This is a genomic window from Pseudomonas asgharzadehiana (assembly GCF_019139815.1).
Taxonomy (GTDB): domain Bacteria; phylum Pseudomonadota; class Gammaproteobacteria; order Pseudomonadales; family Pseudomonadaceae; genus Aquipseudomonas; species Aquipseudomonas asgharzadehiana.
Genome location: NZ_CP077079.1, coordinates 3,743,014 through 3,767,878, shown reverse-complemented (window position 1 = coordinate 3,767,878; position 24,865 = coordinate 3,743,014). Strand labels below are relative to the sequence as shown.

At 57.4% G+C, this 24,865-nt stretch carries 25 protein-coding genes; 17 read left to right on the top strand and 8 right to left on the bottom strand.

Features of this window, described 5'->3' with window-relative positions; translation table 11 throughout:
* Positions 1-18: 18 nt before the first annotated feature.
* The 14 genes from KSS96_RS16915 to KSS96_RS16850 all read left to right on the top strand — a co-directional run bounded on the left by KSS96_RS16915 (position 19) and on the right by KSS96_RS16850 (position 14,865).
* Complete coding sequence (locus tag KSS96_RS16915) at positions 19-1,194, top strand: MATE family efflux transporter (RefSeq protein WP_017527333.1); 1,176 nt, start codon at positions 19-21, stop codon at positions 1,192-1,194.
* On the top strand, positions 1,191-2,255 hold the full coding sequence (locus KSS96_RS16910) for a polysaccharide pyruvyl transferase family protein (RefSeq protein WP_068935812.1): 1,065 nt from the start codon (positions 1,191-1,193) through the stop codon (positions 2,253-2,255). Before KSS96_RS16915 ends, KSS96_RS16910 begins: the two co-directional genes overlap by 4 nt.
* Before the next feature lie 18 nt (positions 2,256-2,273).
* Positions 2,274-3,419, top strand: a complete 1,146-nt coding sequence (locus KSS96_RS16905; protein WP_017527335.1) for a glycosyltransferase family 4 protein — start codon at positions 2,274-2,276, stop codon at positions 3,417-3,419.
* On the top strand, positions 3,412-4,518 hold the full coding sequence (locus tag KSS96_RS16900; RefSeq protein ID WP_017527336.1) for a DUF1972 domain-containing protein: 1,107 nt from the start codon (positions 3,412-3,414) through the stop codon (positions 4,516-4,518). Before KSS96_RS16905 ends, KSS96_RS16900 begins: the two co-directional genes overlap by 8 nt.
* A gap of 53 nt (positions 4,519-4,571) precedes the next feature.
* Positions 4,572-5,978 (top strand): mannose-1-phosphate guanylyltransferase/mannose-6-phosphate isomerase, encoded by a 1,407-nt coding sequence (locus tag KSS96_RS16895; RefSeq protein WP_017527337.1) that lies wholly within the window; start codon positions 4,572-4,574, stop codon positions 5,976-5,978.
* A 68-nt stretch (positions 5,979-6,046) separates the two neighbouring features.
* Positions 6,047-7,114 carry a dTDP-glucose 4,6-dehydratase gene (rfbB, locus tag KSS96_RS16890; RefSeq protein WP_017527338.1) on the top strand — a complete coding sequence of 356 codons (1,068 nt, stop codon included), beginning with the start codon at positions 6,047-6,049 and terminating at the stop codon, positions 7,112-7,114.
* 51 nt (positions 7,115-7,165) lie between these two features.
* Entirely contained in the window at positions 7,166-8,044 is an 879-nt protein-coding gene (gene rfbA / locus KSS96_RS16885) for a glucose-1-phosphate thymidylyltransferase RfbA (protein WP_065878778.1), read from the top strand.
* Entirely contained in the window at positions 8,041-8,580 is a 540-nt protein-coding gene (gene rfbC / locus KSS96_RS16880; protein ID WP_003173486.1) for a dTDP-4-dehydrorhamnose 3,5-epimerase, read from the top strand. Before rfbA ends, rfbC begins: the two co-directional genes overlap by 4 nt.
* A gap of 2 nt (positions 8,581-8,582) precedes the next feature.
* Positions 8,583-9,476, top strand: a complete 894-nt coding sequence (gene rfbD, locus KSS96_RS16875) for a dTDP-4-dehydrorhamnose reductase (RefSeq protein WP_026067226.1) — start codon at positions 8,583-8,585, stop codon at positions 9,474-9,476.
* Positions 9,477-9,906: 430 nt separating this feature from the next.
* Complete coding sequence (locus KSS96_RS16870) at positions 9,907-10,140, top strand: hypothetical protein (protein WP_042944548.1); 234 nt, start codon at positions 9,907-9,909, stop codon at positions 10,138-10,140.
* Between the two features lie 87 nt (positions 10,141-10,227).
* Positions 10,228-11,340 carry a polysaccharide biosynthesis/export family protein gene (locus KSS96_RS16865; protein ID WP_017527342.1) on the top strand — a complete coding sequence of 371 codons (1,113 nt, stop codon included), beginning with the start codon at positions 10,228-10,230 and terminating at the stop codon, positions 11,338-11,340.
* A 14-nt stretch (positions 11,341-11,354) separates the two neighbouring features.
* The gene (locus tag KSS96_RS16860) at positions 11,355-12,014 is read left to right on the top strand and encodes a YjbF family lipoprotein (protein ID WP_017527343.1); all 660 of its coding nucleotides are present in this window, start codon (positions 11,355-11,357) and stop codon (positions 12,012-12,014) included.
* A 32-nt stretch (positions 12,015-12,046) separates the two neighbouring features.
* Positions 12,047-12,778: a capsule biosynthesis GfcC family protein gene (locus KSS96_RS16855; RefSeq protein ID WP_263290948.1), complete on the top strand. Its 732-nt coding sequence runs from the start codon at positions 12,047-12,049 to the stop codon at positions 12,776-12,778.
* Positions 12,775-14,865 (top strand): YjbH domain-containing protein, encoded by a 2,091-nt coding sequence (locus KSS96_RS16850; protein WP_065878782.1) that lies wholly within the window; start codon positions 12,775-12,777, stop codon positions 14,863-14,865. The genes KSS96_RS16855 and KSS96_RS16850 overlap by 4 nt, the downstream gene beginning before the upstream one ends.
* Positions 14,866-14,953: 88 nt before the next feature.
* On the opposite strand, the gene KSS96_RS16845 is transcribed toward KSS96_RS16850, so the two are convergent.
* From KSS96_RS16845 to KSS96_RS16825, 5 genes are all read right to left on the bottom strand, one after another.
* The gene (locus KSS96_RS16845; protein ID WP_065878784.1) at positions 14,954-16,345 is read right to left on the bottom strand and encodes an undecaprenyl-phosphate glucose phosphotransferase; all 1,392 of its coding nucleotides are present in this window, start codon (positions 16,343-16,345) and stop codon (positions 14,954-14,956) included.
* A gap of 244 nt (positions 16,346-16,589) precedes the next feature.
* Positions 16,590-17,159, bottom strand: a complete 570-nt coding sequence (locus KSS96_RS16840; protein ID WP_065878786.1) for a winged helix-turn-helix domain-containing protein — start codon at positions 17,157-17,159, stop codon at positions 16,590-16,592.
* A 33-nt stretch (positions 17,160-17,192) separates the two neighbouring features.
* Entirely contained in the window at positions 17,193-17,885 is a 693-nt protein-coding gene (locus KSS96_RS16835; protein ID WP_223271476.1) for a YuxH family protein, read from the bottom strand.
* Positions 17,878-18,606, bottom strand: coding sequence for a winged helix-turn-helix domain-containing protein (locus KSS96_RS16830; protein ID WP_026067229.1), 729 nt, complete (start codon positions 18,604-18,606; stop codon positions 17,878-17,880). The genes KSS96_RS16835 and KSS96_RS16830 overlap by 8 nt, the downstream gene beginning before the upstream one ends.
* A 317-nt stretch (positions 18,607-18,923) precedes the next feature.
* Positions 18,924-19,466 (bottom strand): thioesterase family protein, encoded by a 543-nt coding sequence (locus KSS96_RS16825; RefSeq protein WP_017527350.1) that lies wholly within the window; start codon positions 19,464-19,466, stop codon positions 18,924-18,926.
* 111 nt (positions 19,467-19,577) lie between these two features.
* Here KSS96_RS16825 and KSS96_RS16820 point away from each other — a divergent pair, with 111 nt between their 5' ends.
* The gene (locus tag KSS96_RS16820) at positions 19,578-20,537 is read left to right on the top strand and encodes a GlxA family transcriptional regulator (RefSeq protein ID WP_017527351.1); all 960 of its coding nucleotides are present in this window, start codon (positions 19,578-19,580) and stop codon (positions 20,535-20,537) included.
* 1 nt (position 20,538) lies between these two features.
* Here KSS96_RS16820 and KSS96_RS16815 read toward each other — a convergent pair whose 3' ends face one another.
* A complete protein-coding gene (locus KSS96_RS16815; RefSeq protein ID WP_017527352.1) occupies positions 20,539-21,402 on the bottom strand; it encodes a LysR family transcriptional regulator in 864 nt (287 codons plus the stop codon).
* Between the two features lie 103 nt (positions 21,403-21,505).
* Between KSS96_RS16815 and KSS96_RS16810 the strand changes: the two genes are divergently transcribed.
* Positions 21,506-22,510 carry a quinone oxidoreductase family protein gene (locus tag KSS96_RS16810; RefSeq protein WP_135196920.1) on the top strand — a complete coding sequence of 335 codons (1,005 nt, stop codon included), beginning with the start codon at positions 21,506-21,508 and terminating at the stop codon, positions 22,508-22,510.
* Between the two features lie 62 nt (positions 22,511-22,572).
* Here the strand turns inward: KSS96_RS16810 and KSS96_RS16805 are convergent, their stop codons facing one another.
* Complete coding sequence (locus KSS96_RS16805; protein WP_217855120.1) at positions 22,573-22,803, bottom strand: hypothetical protein; 231 nt, start codon at positions 22,801-22,803, stop codon at positions 22,573-22,575.
* Between the two features lie 145 nt (positions 22,804-22,948).
* The gene (locus tag KSS96_RS16800; protein ID WP_065878789.1) at positions 22,949-23,671 is read right to left on the bottom strand and encodes a pirin family protein; all 723 of its coding nucleotides are present in this window, start codon (positions 23,669-23,671) and stop codon (positions 22,949-22,951) included.
* Positions 23,672-23,851: 180 nt separating this feature from the next.
* On the opposite strand from KSS96_RS16800, the gene KSS96_RS16795 reads away from it, so the two are divergent.
* On the top strand, positions 23,852-24,802 hold the full coding sequence (locus tag KSS96_RS16795) for a GlxA family transcriptional regulator (RefSeq protein WP_065878791.1): 951 nt from the start codon (positions 23,852-23,854) through the stop codon (positions 24,800-24,802).
* Positions 24,803-24,865: the final 63 nt, after the last annotated feature.

The following is a 24,865-nucleotide window of genomic DNA, read 5'->3' as shown; positions in this document are numbered from 1 at the left end:
GCGTGCAGGAGTTTTTCCTTGAAGGCGATTCAATTATTGATCTCATCGTTTGGCGCTGCGGGCGCAACGTTCTTGCTTCAGGTCATCCTCAGTAGAGCCTTGGATGCTGCCAGCTTTGGTCTGGTCTCATATGCCAACGCTATTACCATCACGCTCGGCGCTTTGGCGTTCAGCGGTGTGAACAGTTTGCTGTTGAGGCGTGTCAGCCGAGCACCTGGCGAATATGCGCCGTCGATGCGGGTTGCTTATGTTTGCCTGTCGATCAATACGCTAGCGGCCTTTGCAGTCAGTGTGTTGCTGTTATGTGGTTCGGGAATGGATGGATTCGTGGCCGTTGCACTGGCGACGGGTGTGGCGGCATTGGCGGCGCAGGCGATCGTCATCACTCAAGGCCAGCTCAGGAGCAGCCCGCTGCGGATTTCCGTGGGGCAAGTGCTGGTACCGGTATTCCGGATCATAGCGGTTGCAGGGGTTTTTTATGCGCTGACTCCGAGCCTCGCGAACACCGCCATGGCCCTGGGGGTTGCCAACGTTTCATGTGCGATGTTGTGTTTGATGCTGATGACACGGCACGGCAAACAGGCGGCTTTGAAGGTGCGAAGCTTCCTGAAAGACTCCGTTAAATATTCGTTGAATGGCGCGCTGAATATAGCCCAGTTGCAAATCCCCATTTCGTTGCTGGGGCTTATCTATGGGTCGACGTATTCCGGGTATTTAGCCATTTGTAATACGCTGCTCACGGCGCTGTATATCGCACCCAATACGATTTTTAACACCTACCTTATAAAAAAGTACCACGCACTTTCGGGCGCTGAAAAAAACCTGCCGCTACAGCATGCGCGGTATTCATTGGGCGCGGGGGCGCTGGTTGGCATTGGCCTGAGTGTGTATTCCCATGACCTCGTGCACCTGGTATTTGGTGGCGACTATGTGTATGCCGCGCAGGTGTTGCAAATCGCCGCGCTGTCCATTGGCTTCAGGTTTTTCGCAACACCTTTAGGGGCGGCGTTATTGAGCGAAGAGTGGGTCAGCAAAAAAATAATGGTCGCCAGTGTTGGCGTGGCGTTGCAAGTGGGCTTGTTTGTTGTGTTGATGCCCTTTGAGGCGAACGGTATTGGCGCAAGTATTGTGGCCAGCGAATGCTTTATTGCCGTCTCGTATTACATTCTTTATAAAAAGAGCATGCGTGCATGAACATTGTGATCATTGGCTACTATGGCAATAACTTTGGTGATCTGCTCATGCTCAAGTCGCTGTTGTCTGAGCGACGTGCGGGTGTGGTGTATACGGTATTGACCTACGGCGATGGCGAAGCACTTAAACAACAGGGTTTCATTCGCCAAGGCGCGATTACTGTGGTGGAACTCAACAAGGCCAACCGCTGGCTTGCCTACAAAACAGTGATTAAGTGTTCTGCCATCGTGTGGGGTGGCGGAACATGTTTCATGGATGAGGGCGGCACCGGAGGGGTCAAATACATGGCATTGGCTCGCCTGTTCGGTGCTCATGTCATCTACGCAGGTATTGGCGTCGACAATCATAAAAAGCTGAAAACCCGTTTGATTTTATTTTTTGCGACCGTCATGGCCACAGCCTTTTATATTCGCGATTCAGCCTCGCTGCTGGCGGTGAGGAAAATCAACCCTTGGGCCCGCCGTGAAAAAATCAAACAATCCGTGGACCTGGCCTACGCGCTGGGTACTGACGACGCCGGCGCAGGGGGCGAACTGGAGAGTGCAGGGGACTACATCATTGTGTGTCTGCGCGATCTGCAAGGGTATGGCGAGCAATCCAGCGGCGACATTTATAGCCAATTGCTAGACGTATCCATCAGGATTTGCTGGCGGTTGCGTATTAACCGGATCGGCATATTCAATGCGGATGCAGAGGTTGATACCGGTGTGTCGCGGTACGCACAAAGCGAGTTGAAAGACCGTGGCTTTACGGTTTTCAACATCGCCGGTTCGGATATCGATCGCTCCATGGCGTATATAAAAGGGGCGCGGCACATACTGACGGCGCGGCTGCATCCCGCCGTGGTTGCGTATTCGTTAGGTACGCCGTTTTCCCTATACAACTACTCAGACAAAAATAAGAAATTTACCGCAGAGACTCAGACCGAGACGTGTTTGATTGAGCGCGGTGCGATAGACGAATTTATGCCGACTTACACGGTGGGTGTCAGTGCGGTTGCCACTACGCAGAGGCAACGGGCGCAGTCGACGATCAGCGAAATATATCGGTTGTTAAATTAAGCGGATAAGGATTTTCTCATGGGGCAATTGGCTTATTTCATCATTGAACCGGTTGGCGGGCATGGCGGAATGAATTACTACAATACCGGCCTCGGACAAGGGCTGGTTTGGAATGACGCCTGCGTCAATCTGTATACGTGTCCCGAGTCGCAGGAGCAGAGTTCGAACAATTTCACGATCAATAAGTTTTTCAAGGGTGTGTATGGTCAGTCCAATAAATTCCTGAGGTTCGCTCGCTTCATCGTTGCCTTGCTCAGGTCGATCGTGGATATCAAGAAAAAGGGTGGAAAAACCTGCCACCTGCATTTTTTTCAATATGCGCTACTGGAGTTGATCACCTGCAGGTTATTGCGCTTGAGCCGGATAAAAATCATTGCAACCATTCATGATGTCGAGTCTTTTGCAGGCGCGTCTCTGACCCGCACCCATGCGGCCATTCTGCGGGCCCCGCGGGAATTTATCGTGCATAACGAATTCTCGCGGCGCGAGTTGCAGGGCGTGCTGGCTGCTCAAGGTCTGAAGACGAACATCACCGTCATTCCCCATGGTAATTATCTGCCCTTCGTGAAACGGCGCGAGGGCGTCATTTCGCGTCGGCGTCTGGCGCTGCCTGAAGATAAGAAAATCATACTTTTTTTTGGCCAGATAAAAAAAGTAAAGGGGTTGGATGTACTGTTGAACGCGATGCAGATCGTCGCCAAGCGTGAGCCCCAGGCGGTGCTATTGATTGCCGGCAAGGTGTGGAAGGATTCATTCCAGGGTTATGAGAGTTTAATAAAATCGAACAACATCTCTGACGTGGTTATTCCGCATATTCGATACATCAAGGATGAGGAGGTCGACTTTTATTATTCTGCCGCCGATATTGTGGTCCTTCCCTATAAGAAGATTTATCAAAGTGGCGTACTGCTGATGGCCATGTCGTATGGCTGTATTACGGTGTCTTCACGGTTACCGCCGATGGTCGAGGTTGTCGACGAAAATGAAAACGGGTTTCTGTTTGAAACGGATAACCCGCACGATTTGGCGCAACAAATAATCAACGCGCTGGGTTCCAGCACTGCGCGGCACATTTCGCAGCGCGCTCGCACCACGATGGTTGAAAAACATGATTGGTCACTGGTCGCGCGTCAGCATATTAAGGTGTTCGAAAACTATGAGTAGGCATTTGCTGGTTCTTGGAATAAGAGGTATCCCGGCGCAGCACGGCGGCTTCGAGACATTTGCCGAAAAGTTAGCGGTGTATTTGCAGGCTAAAGGTTGGCGCATCACGGTTTACTGCCAGGAAAGCGGCACGGGCAGCGTCACTGAAACAGAGTGGAACGGTATCCGCCGTGTTCATATCCCGGTGTCTCGGGAGGGTGCGTTGGGCACGGTTATATTCGACTTGAAGGCTGTTTGGCACGCGCTGGGTGAGCGCGGCCTGTTTCTGACGCTGGGCTATAACACCGCTGTTTTCAATAGCCTTCAGCGGCTCAAAGGCCAAGTGAATATTATTAATATGGACGGTATCGAGTGGCATCGGCAGAAGTGGGGGAAGATAGCCAAGGCGTGGTTCTGGTTGAACGAAAGAGCCGGTTGCTGGATCGGTAACCACTTGGTGGCCGACCACCCAAGGATTAAGGAACATCTTGCGACGCGGGTCAGTGCCGACAAGATCACCATGATTCCCTACGGAGGAGATGAAGTGACGTCGGCGGCGGCTGAGGTGTTAAGTACGTTTGCGCTGGAGCCAAATCACTTCTCGATTATTATCGCCAGGCCCGAACCGGAAAATTCTTTTTATGAGATGGTCCAGGCATTCAGTGCGAGCGTCAGGCAGCACAAACTGGTGGTGCTTGGAAACTTCACGCCGAGTACCAACGAATACCATAAGAAAGTGATGGAAGCGGCCAGCGTTGAAGTGGTCTTTCCAGGGGCTATCTACGACGCCAAAGTCGTCCAGGCGCTGAGGTATTTCAGCCGTTTTTATCTGCACGGTCATCGTGTCGGCGGAACCAACCCCTCTCTGGTCGAGGCGTTGGGCGCCGGTTGCGCAATCATTGCGCACGACAACCCCTTCAACCGCTGGGTAGTGGGTGGGGGCGCTGCGTATTTTTCCGATAGCCAGGCGCTTTCTCGATTACTCGATGAACTATTGGAAGACCCACAACGCACCCTGGCATTGAAACAAGCCGGTGCGGCCAGGTTTGCCGAATGCTTCAAGTGGGAGCAGGTGTTGAGTGCCTATGAACAGCTGTTAATTGAATGGTATCCCGCCTGAGCCGTTGATCATTTCAAGCTGATCCTGACGTTTACTTTTCGATGAGGTGTCACATGATTCCGGTGATTTTATCTGGAGGCACGGGTTCGCGCCTGTGGCCGTTGTCGCGTCAATTAAACCCCAAGCAATTTTTATCGTTGGTGGACACTGACATCTCTCTTCTTCAGGCCACTATCCAGAGGTTGAAGGGGCTGGATGTACGGACACCCAGGCTTGTTTGCAACGAAGAACATCGCTTTCTGGCCGCTGAACAACTGCGCAAGTTGGGGCTGGAAGACGCGAATATATTGCTTGAACCCGTCGGCCGTAATACGGCGCCGGCGCTGGCATTGGCGGCATTGCAGGCCACTGCCGATGGGGAGGACCCCTTGCTGTTGATCTTGCCGGCGGACCACACCATCAAGGATGTGCAAGCGTTTCAAGCAAGTATCAACTGCGCCCTCCCATTGGCCCTGGACGGTAAGTTAGTCACCTTCGGCGTTGTTCCGACGTATGCGGAAACCGGCTACGGCTATATCGAGAAGGGCGAACCTGTCGGCGAGTGCGGCTTTCGCGTGAACCGTTTTGTCGAAAAGCCGGACTTGGATCTGGCTCAACAGTACCTGTTGGCCAAAACATTCTTCTGGAACAGCGGCATGTTTCTGTTTCGTGCCAGCCGTTATTTGGAGGAGTTGCAGAAGTTCTGCCCGCAGATCCTTTCTGTTTGCAGTGAGGCGCTGAACAACGGTTCCAGGGATTCGAGCTTCACCCGAGTTGACCGTGATGTGTTTGCTACTTGCCCCGAAGACTCCATTGACTACGCGGTGATGGAGCGCACCGCAGACGCGGTCATGGTCGTGATGAACGCCGGTTGGAGCGATATCGGCTCGTGGTCCGCGCTCGCCGATACATTCGTCAAAGATGCCGAAGGCAACGTATTAAAGGGCGATGTCGTTGCCCAGAACACGTTCAACACCTACGTTCACGCCAACAGCCGCCTGATTGCAACGGTCGGTGTCGAGAACTTGGTCATTGTCGAAACCAATGACGCGATCCTGGTCGCACACAAAGACCAGGTACAGGACGTAAAGAAAATAGTCGAGCGGCTCAAGCAATCCGCCCGGCACGAGTACGTCAATCACCGCGAGGTCTATCGCCCCTGGGGCATGTATGACTCGATAGACAAAGGCCACCGCTACCAAGTCAAACGTATCACTGTGCAACCCGGCGCCAAGCTTTCGGTACAGATGCATCATCACCGGGCGGAACATTGGATCGTCGTGAGCGGTACGGCCAAGGTGACCAATGGAGAGAAGACCTACTTGGTCACTGAAAACCAGTCCACTTACATCCCTATCGGTCAGGTGCATGCGCTTGAAAACCCGGGCGTGATCCCGCTTGAACTGATCGAAGTACAGTCCGGTTCCTATCTGGGTGAGAACGACATCGTGCGCTTTGAAGATAAATATGGCCGAGCGTGAGCGCCGGCGATCCGCTGATCAATAACGGGGCTCGATCGAGTTTTATTCCACCCTCAGGATCTTCACTCATGTTTAAAAAAATCCTCGTTACCGGTGGCGCCGGTTTCATTGGATCAGCCGTGGTCCGCCACCTGATAAATGAAAACCATAGCGTCGCGAACCTCGACTTACTGACCTATGCGGGCAATACCGATTCACTCGCCAGTGTCGAAAACTCGTCGCGCTATCAGTTCTTTAAAACCGATATAGGGGACGGCCCGGCGCTGGACCAGATTTTCATGACATTTCGCCCGGATGCGGTAATGCATCTGGCGGCGGAATCCCATGTCGATCGTTCTATCGATGGCCCCGCTGACTTTATCCGGACCAACATTGTCGGGACATATACGTTGCTTGAAGCGGCCCGGCGCTACTGGAGTGCGTTGGCGCCTGACGCAAAAAACCGGTTTCGCTTCCACCACGTTTCGACAGACGAGGTCTATGGCGACCTGGACGGCCCCGATAGCCTGTTCACGGAAACCACGCCTTATGCGCCCAGCTCGCCCTATTCAGCGTCCAAGGCCAGTTCGGATCATTTGGTTCGGGCCTGGCAGCGTACGTATGGCTTACCCGTGCTGGTGACCAATTGTTCAAATAACTACGGTCCTTATCACTTCCCCGAAAAGTTGATCCCCCATGTGATTCTGAATGCCATTCATGGCCGGCCGCTGCCGGTATATGGCGATGGTTTGCAGGTGCGGGACTGGCTGTTTGTTGAAGATCATGCGCGTGCGCTGTGTGAAGTCCTGTGCCGGGGCGCGGTCGGCGAAACCTACAATATTGGCGGCCACAACGAGAAAACCAATATTGAAGTCGTGGAAACACTTTGCGCGCTGCTCGAAGAGTTGGCGCCCGACAAACCGGCCGGCGTGGAACGTTATCGTGACTTGATCACTTTTGTTAAAGATCGGCCAGGTCATGATCTTCGTTACGCCATCGATGCCGGCAAGATTGCGCGTGAGCTGGGATGGCAGCCTCACGAAACGTTTGAAAGCGGTATACGCAAAACTGTTGAGTGGTATTTGCAAAACAAGACGTGGTGGCAACGCGTACTCAATGGTCAGTACCGGCCGGAGCGCCTGGGTCAGAACGCTTGAACTGGTTAAACACTGCCTCACCCATCGACATTCTCAAAAAGGAAGCACTCCATGAAAGGCATTGTTCTGGCGGGCGGTTCCGGCACGCGCTTGCATCCCATTACCCGCGGCGTCTCCAAACAGCTGCTGCCCATCTACGATAAGCCGATGATCTATTACCCGTTGTCGGTTTTAATGCTGGCCGGTATCCGCGAGATATTAATTATCTCGACGCCGCAAGACTTACCCAGTTTTCGAAGCCTGCTGGGCGATGGTTCTTCTTTCGGCATTGAGCTCAGTTATGCCGAACAGCCGTCCCCGGATGGTTTGGCGCAAGCGTTTATCATCGGCGAAGACTTTATCGGCGACAGCAATGTTGCGCTGATATTGGGCGACAATATTTTCTATGGCTACGGCTTCAGCGCGTTGCTGCATGAAGCGTCCCAGCGCAAGAGCGGCGCTACCGTCTTTGGCTACCGTGTCAGCGACCCCGAGCGTTTTGGCGTGGTCGACTTCGACAGCCACGGCAAGGCGATCAGCATCGAAGAGAAGCCTGAGCGTCCCAAGTCCAATTACGCGGTCACGGGCCTGTACTTTTACGATAACGACGTGGTGAACATTGCCAGGCAGGTCAAGCCCTCAACGCGTGGCGAGCTGGAAATCACCGACGTGAACAACGCTTACATGCAGCGTGGGGATTTGCACGTCAGCGTGCTGGGGCGTGGGTTCGCGTGGCTCGACACCGGCACCCATGACTCCTTGATGGAGGCCGGGCATTTCGTTCAGACCGTGGAAGCACGCCAAGGGCTGAAAGTGGCTTGCCTTGAGGAAGTGGGCTACCGCCAGGGCTGGTTGTCGGCGGCGCAACTGGATAGACAAGCCACGGATTTACGCAAAACCGGTTATGGCCAATACCTGGCACAGGTACTCGCTTCGGAGCCTGCGAAATGAATGTCATCAAAACCAGGTTGCCCGGTGTGCTGATTATCGAACCCCGCGTTTATGGTGATGCCCGCGGGTTCTTCCTGGAGAGTTACCAGCAGCAGCGTTATCGCGACATTGGGATTGAACAGCCGTTCGTGCAAGATAACCACTCGCGCTCCGCACAGGGCGTGTTACGTGGGCTGCATTTCCAACGCAGCCGTCCTCAAGGCAAGTTAGTGCGGGTGACCCGAGGCGCGGTCTACGATGTGGTCGTAGACATCGACCCGGCGTCTGCGACCTGTGGTGAACACGTGGCGGTTGAATTGACCGCCGAGGACCATCTCCAATTGTGGGTACCGCCGGGGTATGCCCACGGTTTCTGCGTGTTGAGCGATACCGCCGACTTTCAATACAAATGCACCGATCTGTATGACCCGAAAGACGAGGGTGGGCTTCTTTGGAATGACCCGGACCTGGGCATCGCCTGGCCTCTGGGTTCGCCGTTGTTATCGGAAAAAGATCAGCGCCACCCGCGCTTGCGCGCCTTGCTGAGCGGAGAATGACCATGCGTGTAATCGTCACCGGAGCACAGGGGCAGGTCGGGCGCGAGCTGCTGCTCAGGGCACCGTCCGGGTTCAACGTGATTGGCTATGGTTCGGGTGAGCTGGATATCAGTGACTCGGTTCAGGTCGAGGAGGTCCTGGCGCGGATCAAGCCGCAACTGTTGATCAATGCGGCGGCTTATACCGCTGTAGACAAGGCTGAGAGCGATATCGAGCGGGCTTATGCGGTGAACCGCGATGGCGTTGCGCACCTGGCGCGCGCAGCGCAGGCACAGGGTATTGCCGTGCTGCATATTTCTACCGATTACGTATTCGATGGCAACCACACGCTCCCCTATACACCGGGTGACGTCACCGCACCTTCAGGTGTTTATGGTTCCAGCAAGCTGGCGGGTGAGCAGCAGCTGCAGCAGCATTGTTCGCGCCATGTGATTTTGCGAACGAGTTGGGTGTTCGGCGCGCATGGCAACAACTTTGTTAAAACCATGCTTCGCCTTGGACGTGAACGCGATGAGCTGGCCGTCGTCGCGGACCAGCGTGGTTGCCCGACTTCCGCCGGCAGTATTGCCGACACCCTGTGGGCGCTGGCGACGATTTTTCGCCGCGACGGCATGCTCAAATGGGGCGTGTACCACTACAGCGGTGCGCCTGCTTGCACCTGGTATGACTTTGCCGATGAGATTTTCAACCAGGCGCGGTCCGAGGCGCTGCTTGAAAAGAAACCTCGGTTGAAGGCGATTACCTCCGCCGAGTTCCCGACGCAAGCCAAACGTCCGGGCTGGTCCGTGCTGGATTGCCAGACCCTCGAACAGGATTATGGGGTGTCGACGCGCAGTTGGAAGGTAGAGCTGCAACAGGTATTGCAACAACTGGGAAGTGCATCACTCGTTATCTAAACTGCCCGGTCAGGGCAGTGATACTTGCGCCTGTTAATACTGGGTTTTCACGGGCGAATGTTATTTTCTGTCGCGGTACGCGTGAATATCATTATTTAACAGAACGCCGTTTCGGTAAGGCTGACGAATAATAACAGTGGGGCGGTTGGCTCGGACGCTGGCGGCTGCAACATTGTGCGTAACATCGCTGTTATGGCGCTGAATGTCCGCAAATATCCTTAAACGTGTTCAATGTTTGCAACGAGTTTTGCGGCCTGTGCGTGACACATGGAAAGTGCTGTTGTATGGCATGCAGCACTTATAAATGACATGCTCCAAACGAGACTGGCGCTTAGCCGAGTGTGTTCGGCTGATACGCCTAAGTCTATATACCTGCTGTTCCATCACCGTCTCTTAATATCAACTTGTTGATGTTGAGGAGGAGTCTGCTATGAAGAAACTGTTTACCGCCAGCTTGCTGGTTTTAATGAGCACCACCGTATGGGCGGCTGAAGAGCCCCTAAGCTTGAGCACCCCGGTGGTAGGCGCTGTCACGGTCGGTGAGACCGTGGTGGCGGCGGTGGTGGTCGCCGGCGCCGTGGCGGCGGCATCAAGCTCCGGAGGAAGCTCCAATGGCGGAACCACAGGGACCTCGGGCACCACCGGAACTACGGGTACCCGTTGAACCCCCTGCGAAGTGTGTTGTTCAAGATCACTCAGAACCTTCTGGGTGATCTTGTTTGGACTTGTCCCCGACTAGTGTAGTGCCATTATGACCCGAAGGCTTTTTGCTGTGACGCTGGCAAGTATTACCTTGCACGGCTGTATGTTTTCCCCTGGCCAACATATGGACACCAGTCAATTGACACGTGACGGCTCTCCCGAGAGTAGCCGGGTGGAGCTTATACCCATCACGCCGAAGCTGATTGCCATGGATGCCGCCCTGCATGTTCGCGAGACGGTTGCCCCCGAACTGCTGTCGTATATTCCGGGCGGTTATCGCGTCGGCGCCAATGACTTGTTGTTTATTACGGTGTGGGATCACCCCGAGTTGACGGCGCCTTCCGGCCCGCAACAACAACTGGATGCCAACGGCCGTCTGGTGCGGCCGGATGGCACGCTGTTTTACCCCTATATCGGCAATGTCCCGGCCGCCGGTAAAACCATCGAAGAACTACGGGCGTATATCGCCGAGCGACTGTCACAGTTTGTAGAAAGCCCTCAGGTGGATGTCAGTGTCTTGCGCTTTGCCAGCCAGGTAGTGGTGGTTTCCGGTGCCGTGGCAAAAGCGGGTCAACAGTCGATCACTACCAATGCGCTGAGCGTGGTGGAAGCTATCGGCGCCGCTGGGGTAGACCCGATGAATGCTGACCTTTCGGGGCTGACGCTGACGCGCGATGGTCGCGAGTACACGCTGGACCTGGACACCCTCAACCGCCGGGACTCGCCACTGCATAAGGTCTACCTCAAAGGCGGTGACCAGTTGTACTTGCCTTACAACGACCTCAAACGGATCTACGTGATGGGGGAGGTCAACCAACCCCGGGCGTTGAGCTTCAAGAGCAAGTCGATGAACTTGTCTGATGCGTTGGGCACCGTGGGCGGTTTGAACCAGACCACCTCCAATGGCAACGCGGTGTACGTGATCCGAGGCGCGGGCAATCTGGAAACCGAGCCGGCCCAGGTGTTCCAACTGAATGCCGAGTCGCCGTCCGCCCTGGTATTGGCCACTCGTTTCGACCTGCAACCGCAAGATATCGTGTATGTCGGCCCGGCCGGCGTGACCCGCTGGAACCGCCTGATCAGCCAGCTTCTGCCTACGGCCAGTGTCCTCGGGACCGGGGCCAGCTCGGTCAACAATCTCAGTGAAGCCAACAGCAGATAAGGCTTAGTCAATCCGTGAAAACTTTGCATACCGGTGCCGTTCTGACGACGGCGCTACTGCTGTGTGGGTGCAACCCCTTGATGAAGGCTTCATGGGACACGTTCAAAGCGTCCGCCCAGGGGCCTGCCTCGCTGGAGTTGACTCCGGCCCAGGTAGCGGCCGTGCCGTATCCGCAAATTCTGGTGACGACCGTTACCAGCGAGGGCGTGATGGCCATGGCGCGTCGACGTGGCGACCTGCAGTTCTGGCTCGCATCCGGCAACCAGGTGTTGCTGATGCGCGACGGCCTGGTGGTGCGCACGGTCGGGCTGGGGGTGTCGCTCGATGGCACGCGCTTTGATGGAGAGTCGCCGTTCAAGCGCGGTCTGCAGCATCTGCACGACGGGCATACCAGCACGCGCTGGATCGATATCTACCAAGGCTACCGCGTCGGCCTTAGCGTCAATAGCCGTTTCAGCAGGCACGACATCGAACCTATCCGGATTCTGAACAGGGACTACGCCTTGCTGCGAATCGACGAGCAGGTGGCGATACCCGATCTGGATTTTCGCGCGACCAATCGTTACTGGGTGGACCCCCAGGACGGTTTCATCATGCAAAGCGAGCAGCACCTGACGCCGCAGATTTTTCTGAAAATAGTGCAATTGCGCCCTGATCGGGAGGCTGTCCGGTGAAGTATCCAAGCCTTTTATTGCTCGGCGCGTGCATGTTCGCCACGGGGCTAAGCCAGGCCGACATCACCGTCAGCGGCGATGTCCGAAGCCCCGGCAACCTCGCCATCCAACCCGGCACACGTCTGCGGGACGTGATCCTTGCAACCCAGCCCAACGCCGAAAGTTACTGGTTGGGCGCCGCGTGGCTGCACCGTTCCCTGGAAGGCCCGCAGGCCCGCTTGAAGGCCGGGGTGTTGTTCGATCTGAAATTGCTGCAGCAAGTCGCCTTGCTGGAGGGGCGTGACACTCGCGCTGCATTGAGCGCGCGTTTGTATAAGCAAGTGGAGCGGTTGCCGGTTACCGGGCGCCAGGTTGCGGTGCTTGATCCGATCGCCCTGGAGGTAGGGTTTGCGCTTGATAGCCCGCTCGATGAGGGCGACCGCCTGATCTATCCGGCCCGGCCGTCCACCGTCGAAGTGTTGGGAGCGGTGGAGCAGACCTGTCAGGTGCCCTATGCCGCAGCGCAAGAAGCCTGGGTGTACGCCCGGCGCTGCGCGATTCTCAGCGACGCCCAAAGCGATTATGTGTGGTTGATTCAGCCCGATGGCCACGTGAGGCGCCTGGGCGTGGCGCCATGGAACCATGAGCAAGGTGTTATGCCTGCCCCCGGCAGCCGGATCCTGGTGCCCATCCGAAGTGATGATCTGCAATCGCCGACACCTGAACTCAATGAACAGTTGGCCGAGTTTCTCGCCACTCAACCCTTGGCTGAGGTGGCCCCTTGAAGCTACGTTTTGCTGCTGCATTGCTCTTGCCGTGTGGGCTGGTTCATGGCGAACCGCGCTACACCCAAAATGACTTTGGCGGTGTCGGTCTGTTGCAGACACCCACCGCGCGCATGGCGCCTGTCGGGGAATTAAGCGCTACCGCCAGTCGTACAGACCCCTATTCGCGCTACAGTTTTTCCTTCCAGCCCTTTGATTGGCTGGAGGGTTCGTTCCGCTATACCGCGATCACTAACCGGCAGTACGGCCCGGAGGCGTTGAGCGGCAATCAAAGCTTCAAGGACAAGGCCATCGATGTGAAAGCGCGGCTTTGGGATGAGAGCCACTGGGCTCCGCAAGTCGCAATCGGCGCCCGTGACATCGGCGGGACAGGCTTGTTCTCCAGCGAATATTTCGTCGCCAACAAGCGTTACGGCGACCTTGATTTCAGCCTGGGTCTTGCCTGGGGTTACTTGGGCAACCGGGGCGATTTGAGCAACCCGCTGGCGATAGTGGGCAGCCAATTCAACGACCGGCCGCAAAGCGATGCGGATGTGGCCAGGGCGGGCGAAGTGAACACCAACGCTTACTTCAGGGGCCACCCCTCGTTGTTTGGCGGGATTGCCTATCAGACCCCCTGGGAGCCGCTGAGCCTGAAGCTCGAATACGAAGGCAATGATTACAAGAATGAGCCGCTGGATAACCCGATCAAGCAAGACCTGCCGATCAACGTCGGCGTCGTCTACAAGTTGGCCGACAGCGTCGACCTGAGCGCTGCTTGGGAACGCGGCAATACTGCGATGTTCGGCATTACGTTGCACACCAACTTTGTCAGCCGCAAGGCCCCCGTCAAAACTTATGACCCTCCTGCCGAACCGCTGCCGCCGCAGGTGCCGTCGACCCCGTTGGACCAGGTGAACTGGGCGAATGTGTCCAGCCGGTTGCAGCAAAACGCCGGCTACCAGGTCAAGCGCATTGCCCAGCGTGGTCCGGAGTTGTTGGTGTATGGCGAACAGTCCCGTTACTTCAACCCGGCCAAGACGGTAGGGCGGGCTAGCCGAATTCTCGACAACAGCGTTAACCAGGACGTCGAATGGTTCACCCTGGTCGATCAGCGTTACGACATGTCGATAGAAGAGACCAGTGTGCCGCGTGGCACCTTCCGCGCGGTGCTCAAGAATGATCGGCCGCTGCAGGATCTCCACCGCGCAACTGAAGTCAATCCGGCGCTCGCCCATCGGGAGACCACCCTCTATACCCAGGCCCTGGACCCGTTCACTTATGGCGTTGGCCTGGGCTACAAACAGAACATCGGCGGCCCTGACGGGCTGCTCTATCAGTTCACCGCCGATGCCGACGCGCAGTACCGTTTTACCCGCGATATCTGGTGGAGCGGCATGCTCAGCGCGAACCTGTACAACAACTATGACAAGTTCACCTACGATGCGCCGAGCGGGCTGCCGCGCGTGCGCACCGACCTGCGTAAGTACCTGACCACCTCCGACGTAACGATGCCGACGTTCCAGCTCAACCATGCCGTGCAGTTGGATCAGAACCTGTATGGCATGGTCTACGGCGGTTACCTGGAATCCATGTTCGCCGGGGTCGGCGGCGAAGTGCTTTATCGGCCCGTGGGGCAAGGCTGGTCAGTGGGCGCCGACGTGAACGTGGTGCGCCAGCGTGATTTCAACCAGGGGTTCGGGCTGCGTGACTATCAAACGCTGACCGGCCATGTCACCAGCTACACCGAGCTGCCGGGTGATGTGCAGGCGGCAGTCAGTGTCGGGCGTTATCTGGCGCGTGATTGGGGCTCCACCGTGGATCTGTCGCGCGAGTTCAAGAACGGCGTGAGGTTTGGCGCATGGGTCACACTCACGACCGCCTCGAAGGCGGACTACGGCGAGGGCAGTTTCGACAAAGGGATCTATATTTCCATCCCGTTCGACGAATTCATGAGTACCTCGACGATGCGTCGCGCCAATATAGTCTGGTCACCGCTGACCCGCGATGGCGGGGCACGCCTCAACCGTGCCTACTCATTGCACACGATGACAGAGGGGCGTGACAGCGGGCGGTTCTACAACAACTTCGAGAAGATCACCGAGTAGACAGGCTGAAGCGAGCAAGCCTGCCGCGCGGATAACGCGGATAAAAAAAGGTGGGAGGGAGCACGCTCCCTCCCACCTTTGGCCGTTATCAGTAGATGTCTTTTGAAAGCAGCGTAAACGGCGTCTTCACCAGGATCTTGATATCCAGCCATAGCGACCAGTTGTTGATGTAGTGCAGGTCGATGTCGACGCGCCGCTGCATCTTCTCCAGGGTCTCGGTTTCGCCCCGGCAGCCATTGACCTGGGCCAGGCCGGTGATGCCGGGCTTGATCCGATGGCGGGCCATGTAGGCAAGAATTTTCCCCGAGTAGTAGTCGTTGTGCGCAATAGCGTGGGGCCGTGGGCCGACCAGCGCCATATGCCCCTGCAGCACGTTGAACAACTGCGGCAGCTCATCAATGGAGGTGCGGCGGATAAACCGGCCTACCGGGGTGATCCGCGAGTCATTGCGGCTGGCCTGGCGCACTTCATGGTCGTCATGCACGCGCATCGAGCGAAACTTCCACACCTTGATCACCTCCCCATTCCAGCCATGACGTTCCTGCTTGAAAATCACAGGGCCTGGCGAGGTGAGCTTGATCAGCAGGGCGAACAGCAACAGCACCGGGCTCAGCACGATGATCGCCAGCAAGGCGATGCTCTTGTCCAGCAGCGACTTGCTCAGGGCGGCGGTGGGGCGGCTGGTCAACGGGCTTTCATTGAGGAAAATCGCCGGCAGCCCATCCACTTCGGCCACGCAATGGTTGAGTAGCAGCATGTTATTGAGGTCGGGTACCCAGATCACATCCACGCTGATGTCGAGCAGGTTGAGGTACAACGCTTCGATGTGCGTGGCTTCCTGCAGCGAGTGGGTGATATAGAGCCGACGAATGCCGTGTTGCCGGATCAATTGCGGCAAGTGCGGCAGCTCGCCGAGTATCTGCGGTTGCGCGCCTTCGACCGCTTCGGCGCGGCTGCCGACCAACCCCACCAATGGCGAGCGTTTCTGGCGCGAGAGTGTTCGGGCCAAGTCCACGGCGAGTTTGCCGGTACCCACGATTAATGACCTTTGCCGTTCATGGAGTTGGCGATGGTAATAGCGGGACAGGCTGTGCAGGGGGATATAACACAGTGCCAATAATGGATAACTCAACGCTGCCCATAGTAATAACGTTTCCAACGGGAACAGTGCGCCGGCGTCACACACCACCCCCACGGCAAACAATATGCCCACCGTTAACAGCCAGCCCATGAACAGCCGTCCCAAGCCCACGGCATAATCATCTTTCTTACTGTAGACATCGCACAGGCTATACGCCGGAAGAGAGGCCAGTATGGTAAAAGCGGCGAGCACTCGATAGGTATGCTCAAGTTGGCCCGTTTTTAAAAATACCAACATAAACAACACGGCAACGACCAAACTTGACGCCAGCGTCCATTGGCCCCAGAACGTTAGACCCTTGGGGGTCAGGTTGCGATGCATTCTAGTATTGTTCAGCATAGTTCTGCTCCCGGTGGCGACCACGCACGTAGTGGCAGGCTTTAATCAAGTCGCGGTATAAGCCGCACTAAACGACAGGCACGCGCAAGCGCGTACCCATGGATAGTAATGAACGGCCGGGGGCATTGGCTGACGACTTATAACAAGGTGTCGGCGATGTTGTTAGGGTGATGTTATAAAAGGGCAGGTATAAAAGGCTGGTAATAGGCAGGGTGTGTGATAAGGCCTGGAGCTTATTATTATATTAACGACGCGCGGGGGTCAGCTCTAACGGCTTCTTGATTTTCTGCGTGAGGCAATAACCACGGTTTCTGACGGCACGGAACAAGCGTTCGCCCTCATTGGCGCGCTTGAACTTTTCCTGCAAACGACTGAGGCACATTTCCAGGCCACGGTAGTGGTCAGGCTCGCGGCCTATATTACGGATCAACTCTTCCTTACTGACCACGCGTTCTTCGTGGTGCAGCATTTTTTGTATTAACGCCGACTCAATACTGGTCAGTGAAATACGCAGATCACCTTTGACCAGTATTCGATCATGTTGGGTCAGCAGCCAGACGTCCTGGGCAGACGGGTGGGGTGTTTCGAGTTGGTTATCCGTAGGGCGAGTGTGGTTATGCGGCGGGCTATCAGCGATCTTGGGCGAAGGCATTCTTGATTCCTGGCGCGCACTGTTAAACGGCTGCGAAAAGGTGAGCACGTGAGTGGCCAGTGCGTTCAAGTCGTAGTGGAACAGCTCTGCATTGGGCGTGAAGTCATGCAGGGCAATAGCGGGAGGCGCCGGGGTGAAGGCGTGTTTTTTAAGGGAGCTCATAGTGTCCACCGATATCAGGGAAGAGGCAGGGTTTTATAAACGGTCGGCAGGTGAGTAATAGCCGCCCTGAAAGTATTCGAATGGCAAGTTTTTAGCCAACATTGCGCTATCGGAAAACTCGATATTTTCGGCAATGAAGCGCACTCGGGCGGCATTGATCAATTCCAGCATGCGCTCGTAGAGCCGATCGAACAGACCGGAGCGCGTATTCAGGCTCAGGCGCAGGGCTGAGTCCGGGAAGGGCATCTTGATGTAGTCGTAGAGTTTCAGGTCGATTAACAGGTCGCCGGGTTTTGTATCAAGTGTGTAGTGGTTGTAGGCCAACTTGATACCGCTCTGGTCTTTGAGTTTATACAGCTGGCGCACCATGGCCCTGCGCTCTACGGGACCTGGCAGCGCGTCGAGCGGGTTATCAATGCTGAGCGTTAAGGTGTGGCCTTGTTTTTCCAGTGCGTGCGCCACCTGAACGATGTTTTGAATGAGGGTATCGTTCATTAACGCAGCCTGATCGACTTTGACAAACCTGTGAGCGATCACCTGAAGTGTTTTACGGCGCGGTAAAGTGCGACGCAGCGCTTCGCCGTAGGCCCAGTCAAGTTGCTCGCGATCACCGCTGCCCACCACGCTGATTTCACTGCCCCACAGGGCTTGACTGCGTTCGACGATGGCCTGCCGGGTCATCGTGAGTTCCATAACGTCGGCGGCGGATAGTTGTTCACTATTCACGGTTCGAACTCTCCTCGATGGCGTGGCAATGGTTGGCGTGAATAAACCCTCGGCTGAGTTTGTAGCCATAGCCACGAATGTTCTGAATGATGTTATCGCCGTAGTGCGCCTTGATCTTACTGCGCAGGCGACTGATAGACTTTTCCAGCGCCCGGGAGTCGTAATACTTGGTATTAAGGCCCATGACTTCGGCAATTTCATTGTGACTCAGGAGTCTGTTCTGGATCAGCGCTTCGAGTACTTTCATTTCAACGAAGGATATTTCCAGCTTTTTGCCGGCGCCATACAGGCACATACGATCTTGGTCGAGCATCAAACCGCAGCAATTCAGGCGCGCGCTTTCGCTTAGGAACGCATCAAACAGGCTTAGTTTTTTGTCGGGGGAGGTTTCTACCACCTTGACGCAATAATCAGCACCGGCCAGGTAGTATTTTGTCTTGCTCAGGGTGGAGGCAAACGTCACAACAACGAATATTGTGCAGGCCGGGTTGTCGCTCCGGGTCTTTCTTATAATGTCCAGCGTTTGATTTATCGCAGAGGGCGTATCAATTTCTATAATGACGGCACGGTAGTGTGCGTGATTTTCATGAGCCTCGATTAGTTGCCCGTAGCAACGTGTATCGACTTTTAAATCATTCGGTACAGTGCGAACTATCAGCGCCCGAAAGTCCTCCGATTTCGATTGAGTTCGTGCGATAGCGAGCACATTGGAAAAATGCATAACCTACTCCCTTTTCTGGCATGCAAGGCCACCAGTTCAATCGCTGCTAGCATTTAGATACTAATCGAATTGAATACGGTAAAACGTGACAAATTTTAACATTCGTCACGTTATTTTTGAGGGCGCGGCGGGGGAGTTGGGGGATGTTGCGAGGTTCTTTAGCTGAACTTAGACATAGGCTAGTGCAAATTCGTAAGGCTCGGTAAGTATTTTAGCCCCAACGATTTTTTTGGCATTGGGGCAAGGTTTAAAGCCTTGCCTCATCGCGGTGCAGGAATGGGAAGGGCGTGATGATCGACGCGAGGGTGGTGGCGCTCTCAGGTCTGCTCCTCTTTGCGTAAGTGCGCACTCATGTCCTCGCAACTTTGCGCCCAGTCCTTGAGCCACTGCGGCATCGGCGGTGACGTCGGGTCCAAGCCCAGTTCCCGTACAAACTCAGCAGGGGGCAGGGTGCCCTTGGCCGAGCGGAACAGCCCGCGCATCACGACGACGCCGACGACGCGGCCGCGACTGACAAAACGGTGTTCCATCAGGCTCCACTTGGCATCCCAGCCGAGCATGCGGGTGTGTACTTCGAACGCTTCGAACAGCTTCAATTCCCGACGGAACTTGCCCCAGGTGTCGCCGACGATGGGCAGTGCCTTGTGGCGTAGCGCAACGCGAAAGGCCCCGGTACGCAAGACGAAATCCATCCGTGCGACATCGGCCAGGGAAAAATAGCGGCCATTGGTGACATGCCGGTTGATGTCCAGGTCCAGGGGCCAGACCCGCATGCGCACCACGGTGGTGGCCAGGCCATGGGCGGGTGTGCGCCATGGGCGACGGCACAGCATAGAAAGCAGACGAAACCAGAGGTTCATAAGGGGAGCGCCAAATGGATGATGAATGGCAGCACTGTAAGGACCGGGAATCCGCTAAGGTAGGTGCGCAAATGACTTATTTCATGCGAAAAGCGCAATCGGGTTCCTTTCATGCACATCACGTTGCTTCTGGCTGATCAATGTTCTGCCGCCAGCGCCACCCTGGCGGTGGAAATGCTCAGCGCGGCCAACCAGTTTGCCGAGCGCCCGCCGTTCGAAATCGTGCTCGCCTCCCTGGACGGCCAAGCAGTGGTGACCTGGGGCGGGCAGCGCCTGCAAGTGGACTGCGCAGTCACGCAGATCGCGCAGACCGACCTGGTGCTCATCCCCGGCTTTCTTTTTACGCTCAAAGACGCATTGCCGGCGTTTCCCGCCTACGGCCCCTGGCTGCGCGAGCAACATGGGCGCGGCGCGGTGCTGGCGTCGATGTGCACCGCCGCCTTCCTGCTGGCCGAAACCGGGGTGTTGCAAGGCCTGCGCGCCACCACCCACTGGGCGTTTGCCGACCTGTTTCGCCGACGTTATGCGCAGGTTCACCTGGACGACGCGCAGATACTCTGCGAGGAAAACCGCGTGATCACCTGCGGGGGCGCCAGCGCGGCGATGGATTTGATGCTGCACCTGATTCGCCGCTTTGGCTCAGCCGAACTGGCCCATACCTGTGGCAAATACCTGTTGGTCGACGGCGTGCGCAGCGAGCAGTCGGTGTATGCCATGTGGTCATTGCCCAGGCATCACGGCGACGGCGAGATACTGCGGGTGCAGTACTGGCTGGAGCAGCACTTTGCCCAGTCACTGGTGATCGACGACGTAGCCCGGCGTTTTGGTTTTGGCGTGCGCAACTTCAAGCGCCGTTTCAAGGAGGCGACCGACTGCACGCCAATCGGTTATCTGCAAACCCTGCGCCTGGAACGGGCCAAACACCTGCTTGAGTCCACCCGCATGACGTTGGAGAGCATCACGTATGCGGTGGGCTATGAAGACAGCAACTCGTTCCGCCGCCTGTTCCAGCAGCGGGTGGGGCTGCTGCCGGCGGCGTATCGCAAGCGCTTCCTCGCCACGTCCAGTTGAGTCAGCGGCGTAACTGCGCCTGGCTCTCAAGGCAGTCGACTAGAAACTCCATCACCACCTTGACCAATGGCGAGCGGCGCATGTCGGGGTACACCGTCAGCCAGATATCGCGCAAAGGGCCTTCGGTGGCGGTGGGGAGCCGCACCAGCAGCGGGTCGTGATCGCCCACCAGGGTCGGCAGCACCACCGCGCCCATGGCCGACCGCGCCGCCATTTGCTGGGTGCTCAAGTCACTGGCGGCGAATGCAATTTCTCGATGGCCGCGCACCTGATGCATCCAGGCCTGCTGGGGCAAGTGATCGCGGCTGCTGTCGTAGGCAATGAAGGCCCACTGTTCGGCGGGCAGGTGCAGGAACGTTGCCGGGCCATACAGCCCAAAGCGCACGACGCCGACTTTGCGGCGCACCAGCGCTTCATCGTCGGGGCGTACGGTGCGCAGGGCAATGTCGGCCTCGCCTTTGTCCAGCGCCGCCAGTTGAGTGGAGGGCAGCAGCACCAGGTTCACTTGCGGGAACCGGGCGCGCAGGCGTGCCACTTGGGGCGCCACGCAATAGTTGGCGATGGACGGCGGGCAACTGATGCGCACCGTGCCCGCCATTTCAATGCAGGCCACGCGCGACAGGCGCATCACCTGCGTGGCCATATCACCCATGCCCGCCGCCAATTCGGCCAGTGCCAGGCCTTGGGCGGTCAGCGGGCGGCTGCGCGGCAGACGGTCCACCAGCTTTACGCCGAGGGCTTTTTCCAGGGCATCTACGCGCCGGCCTACCGTGGCGTGTTCCACCTGCAGCTCGCGGGCGGCGGCCGACAGGGATTGGGTACGGGCCAGTACGGTGAAGTAATACAGATCCTGCCAATCGAACATCGGGTTATTTCCGCACGGAGGGTGTGAAGTATTGGGGAATTTTCCTACTGAGCCCATGCTTTTACCATGGCCGCTTCCCAGTGCAAACGGAGTTGTTCCCTCGATGAAAGCCATCACGCTGCAAACCTACGGCGGCCCTGAAGTGGTCCACGTGCGCCATGACGTTCCCACGCCTCAGGTCACGGCGGGTCACGTGTTGATCAAAGTCGCCTGCGCCGGCATCAACTTCATGGATGTGCATACCCGCCAGGGCAAGTACGCCCATTCGGCCACCTACCCGGTACGCTTGCCCTGTACCTTGGGCATGGAAGGCGCAGGCGTGGTGGTGGAGGTGGGGGCGGGGGTCAGCCATTTGGCCGTCGGCGATCGCGTGGCCTGGTGCATCGCGTGGGGCGCTTACGCTGAATATGCCTCGGTGCCCGCCGACAAGGTTGCGCAGATTCCCAATGCCATCGCCTTCGATCAAGCCGCTGCGGCGATGTTCCAGGGCTGCACCGCGCATTACTTGATTGAAGATGTGGCGCGGTTGCAGGCGGGTAGCACCTGCCTGGTCCACGCTGCGTCCGGCAGCATCGGCCAACTGTTGGTACAGATGGCCAGGCACATCGGCGCCACGGTATTGGCCACCGGCAGTTCAGCGCAAAAATGTGCGATTGCCCGTGAGCGTGGCGCTCATCAGGCCTGGGTGTACGACGACGGCCGGTTTGCCGACCGCGTGCTGGAGGCTACCGCCGGGCAGGGGGTGGACGTGGTGTTTGATTCGCTCGGCAAAAGCACCTTGCGTGACAGCTTTCGTGCCTGTCGCCAGCGCGGCTTGATCGTCAACTATGGCAATGTCTCGGGCTCGCTGACCGACCTTGACCCGATTGAATTGGGGGAGGCCGGCTCATTGTTCCTCACCCGGCCGCGCCTGGCGGATCATATGGCTGACGGCCCGACGGTGCAGCGACGTGCCAATGCAGTCTTTGCCGCGATGCTGGAAGGGGCATTGGTGGTGGATACGCAGGAGCACTACACCCTGGACGCCGTGCAACAGGTGCATGCGCGCATCGAAGCGCGACAACAGATCGGCAAGGCGGTGGTGCGGCTGGACCGCGACCTGCATTAAATCCGAGACGAAAAAAAACCGGCTGATCAGGCCGGTTTGGGGTGCCCCGCGAACAGGGCGGGTTATGCGTGGTTGTCCAACAGACGATCCGCACCGCCTTCAGCCAGGCCACGTTCCTGCAAGCGATCCGCGCCGCCTTCAGCTATACGGTTGCCTTGCAGGCGATCAGCCCCGCCTTCGGCAACACGACTTTCGATCAGGCGATCCGCGCCACCTTCTGCAACGACAGGGTGGGCAAATGCGTTGGCAGCGAGTACCGAGAAAGCAAGGCTAAGCAAGATTTGGCGTTTCATGAGGGTGTGCTCCAAGTGTTTTAAGTAGGTGTTGCCGGGTATGGGTTTGATGTTACGCGTTGCATTTTTTAAGAGAACTTCATTGCGCTGATGGTGACTATCGACGTCAGCGATGGCCCATTTCGCGGGGCCATCGCGGCGCACTTCATGGCATCTGCGGCAGTTCTTGAGGGCGCAGGTCGAACACCAGCACCTCGGCATCGTCGCCGTGGCTGAGGCGGACCTGTTGTTCATCGCGAATGCGCGCACCGTCGCCTTCCTGCAAGCGTTGGCCGTTGACTTCCACGCCGCCCCGGGCCACATGCAGGTACACATGGCGATTGGGCGGCAGGTCGAGCGTGGCGGCCTCGTCACCGTTGAACAGCCCGGCATACACCCGAGCGTCCTGGCGCACGCTCAAGGAACCGTCGGCACCGTCCGGCGAGATGATCAATTGCAGGCGCCCGCGTTTTTGCGCCTCGCTGAAGTGCTCCTGTTGATAGCGCGGCTCGGCGCCGGCCACGGCGGGCACGATCCAGATTTGCAGGAAGTGCACGCCACGGCTTTGGCTGTGGTTGAACTCGCTGTGGGCCACGCCGCTGCCGGCACTCATCAGTTGCACGTCACCTGGGCGGATCACCGAGCCGGTGCCCAGGGTGTCCTTGTGTTCCAGCGCGCCTTCCAGCACGTAGGAGAAAATCTCCATGTCGCGGTGCGGGTGCTGGCCGAAGCCTTTGCCGGCGGCGACGCGGTCATCGTTGATCACCAGCAGGTCGGAAAAGCCCTGTTCGGCAGGGTTCCAGTAGTTGGCGAACGAGAAGGTGTGGAACGACTTCAACCAACCGTGATTGGCGGCGCCGCGTTCGGAAGCTTTGCGAAGGGTCAGCATGGTGGTGTCCTCAAGTGAGCGTGGGCTGCGAAATGCAGGGCGCTTGCGTTGAGAAGAAGGTTACTGGTTATCGGGGTATTCATTAAGAAGTTGGAATTTGAATAACTGTCTCCTTGAGGTTGACAGTGCTGGACGTGTCATACTGCCCGCCGCCTTCTTCCTTCCGATGGACTTCCCGCTATGAAAACCGTGGCCATGGCGCTGTTTCCGGACTTCCTGCTGCTCGACATGGCCGGGCCGCTCGAAGTGTTTTCCATTGCCAACCGCTACCTGCCGGCTGCGGCGCATTACCAGATCCTCATCATCGGCACCGAGCCCGGCCCACTGCGCGCATCCAATGGCGTACTGGTGCAGGCCGACCTGCTGCTGGAACAGGCCGACGGCGCCTATGACCTGCTGCTGGTGCCTGGCGGCCCGGGGGCCTATAACGAGTGCCACCCCGATCTGCTGCCCTGGCTCAAAGCGGCCGCCCCGCGCGCGCGGCGCTTCGGTTCGATCTGTACCGGGGCGTTTGTGCTGGGGCATGCCGGGTTGCTTGACGATCACCGCGTCACCACCCATTGGCACTACACCGAGCGGCTGATCAAGGCGTTCCCCAAGGCCAACGTCGAGACCGATCGCATCTACTTGCAGGACGGGCGCTTGATCACCTCGGGCGGGGTCACTGCCGGTATCGATCTGGCGTTGTCCGTCGTGGCCCAGGACCACGGCAAGCAAGTCGCGGTGGACGTGGCCAAGGTGCTGCTGGTGGTGATGAAGCGCCAGGGCGGCCAGGCCCAGTTCAGCCCGATGACTGCGGCGGTGGCGCCCCAGGAAACCCCGATCACCCGCGTACAGACCCATGTGCTGGCCCATCTGGAACAGTCGTTCACCATCGAGTCCATGGCTGAACTTGCCGGCATGAGCGCACGCCATTTCGCCCGGTTGTTCGCCCGCGAGGTGCGGATGACGCCCATGGCCTTTTTGCAAGGCGCGCGTATCGACCGCGCGCGGCAATTGCTGGAAAGCACCGACCTGCCGCTCAAGACAGTGGCCTTCCATGCCGGCTTCGGCAGCGTGCGGTATATGCGTGCCCTGTTCAGTGAAAAGCTCGGCCTGAACCCCACTCAATACCGACAACAGTTCAGTTAGCGACAGGATGTCCGTCTCGCGCACTCGATTGTCCGTGTCGCTCCCCGTGCCAGCATTGCCCTG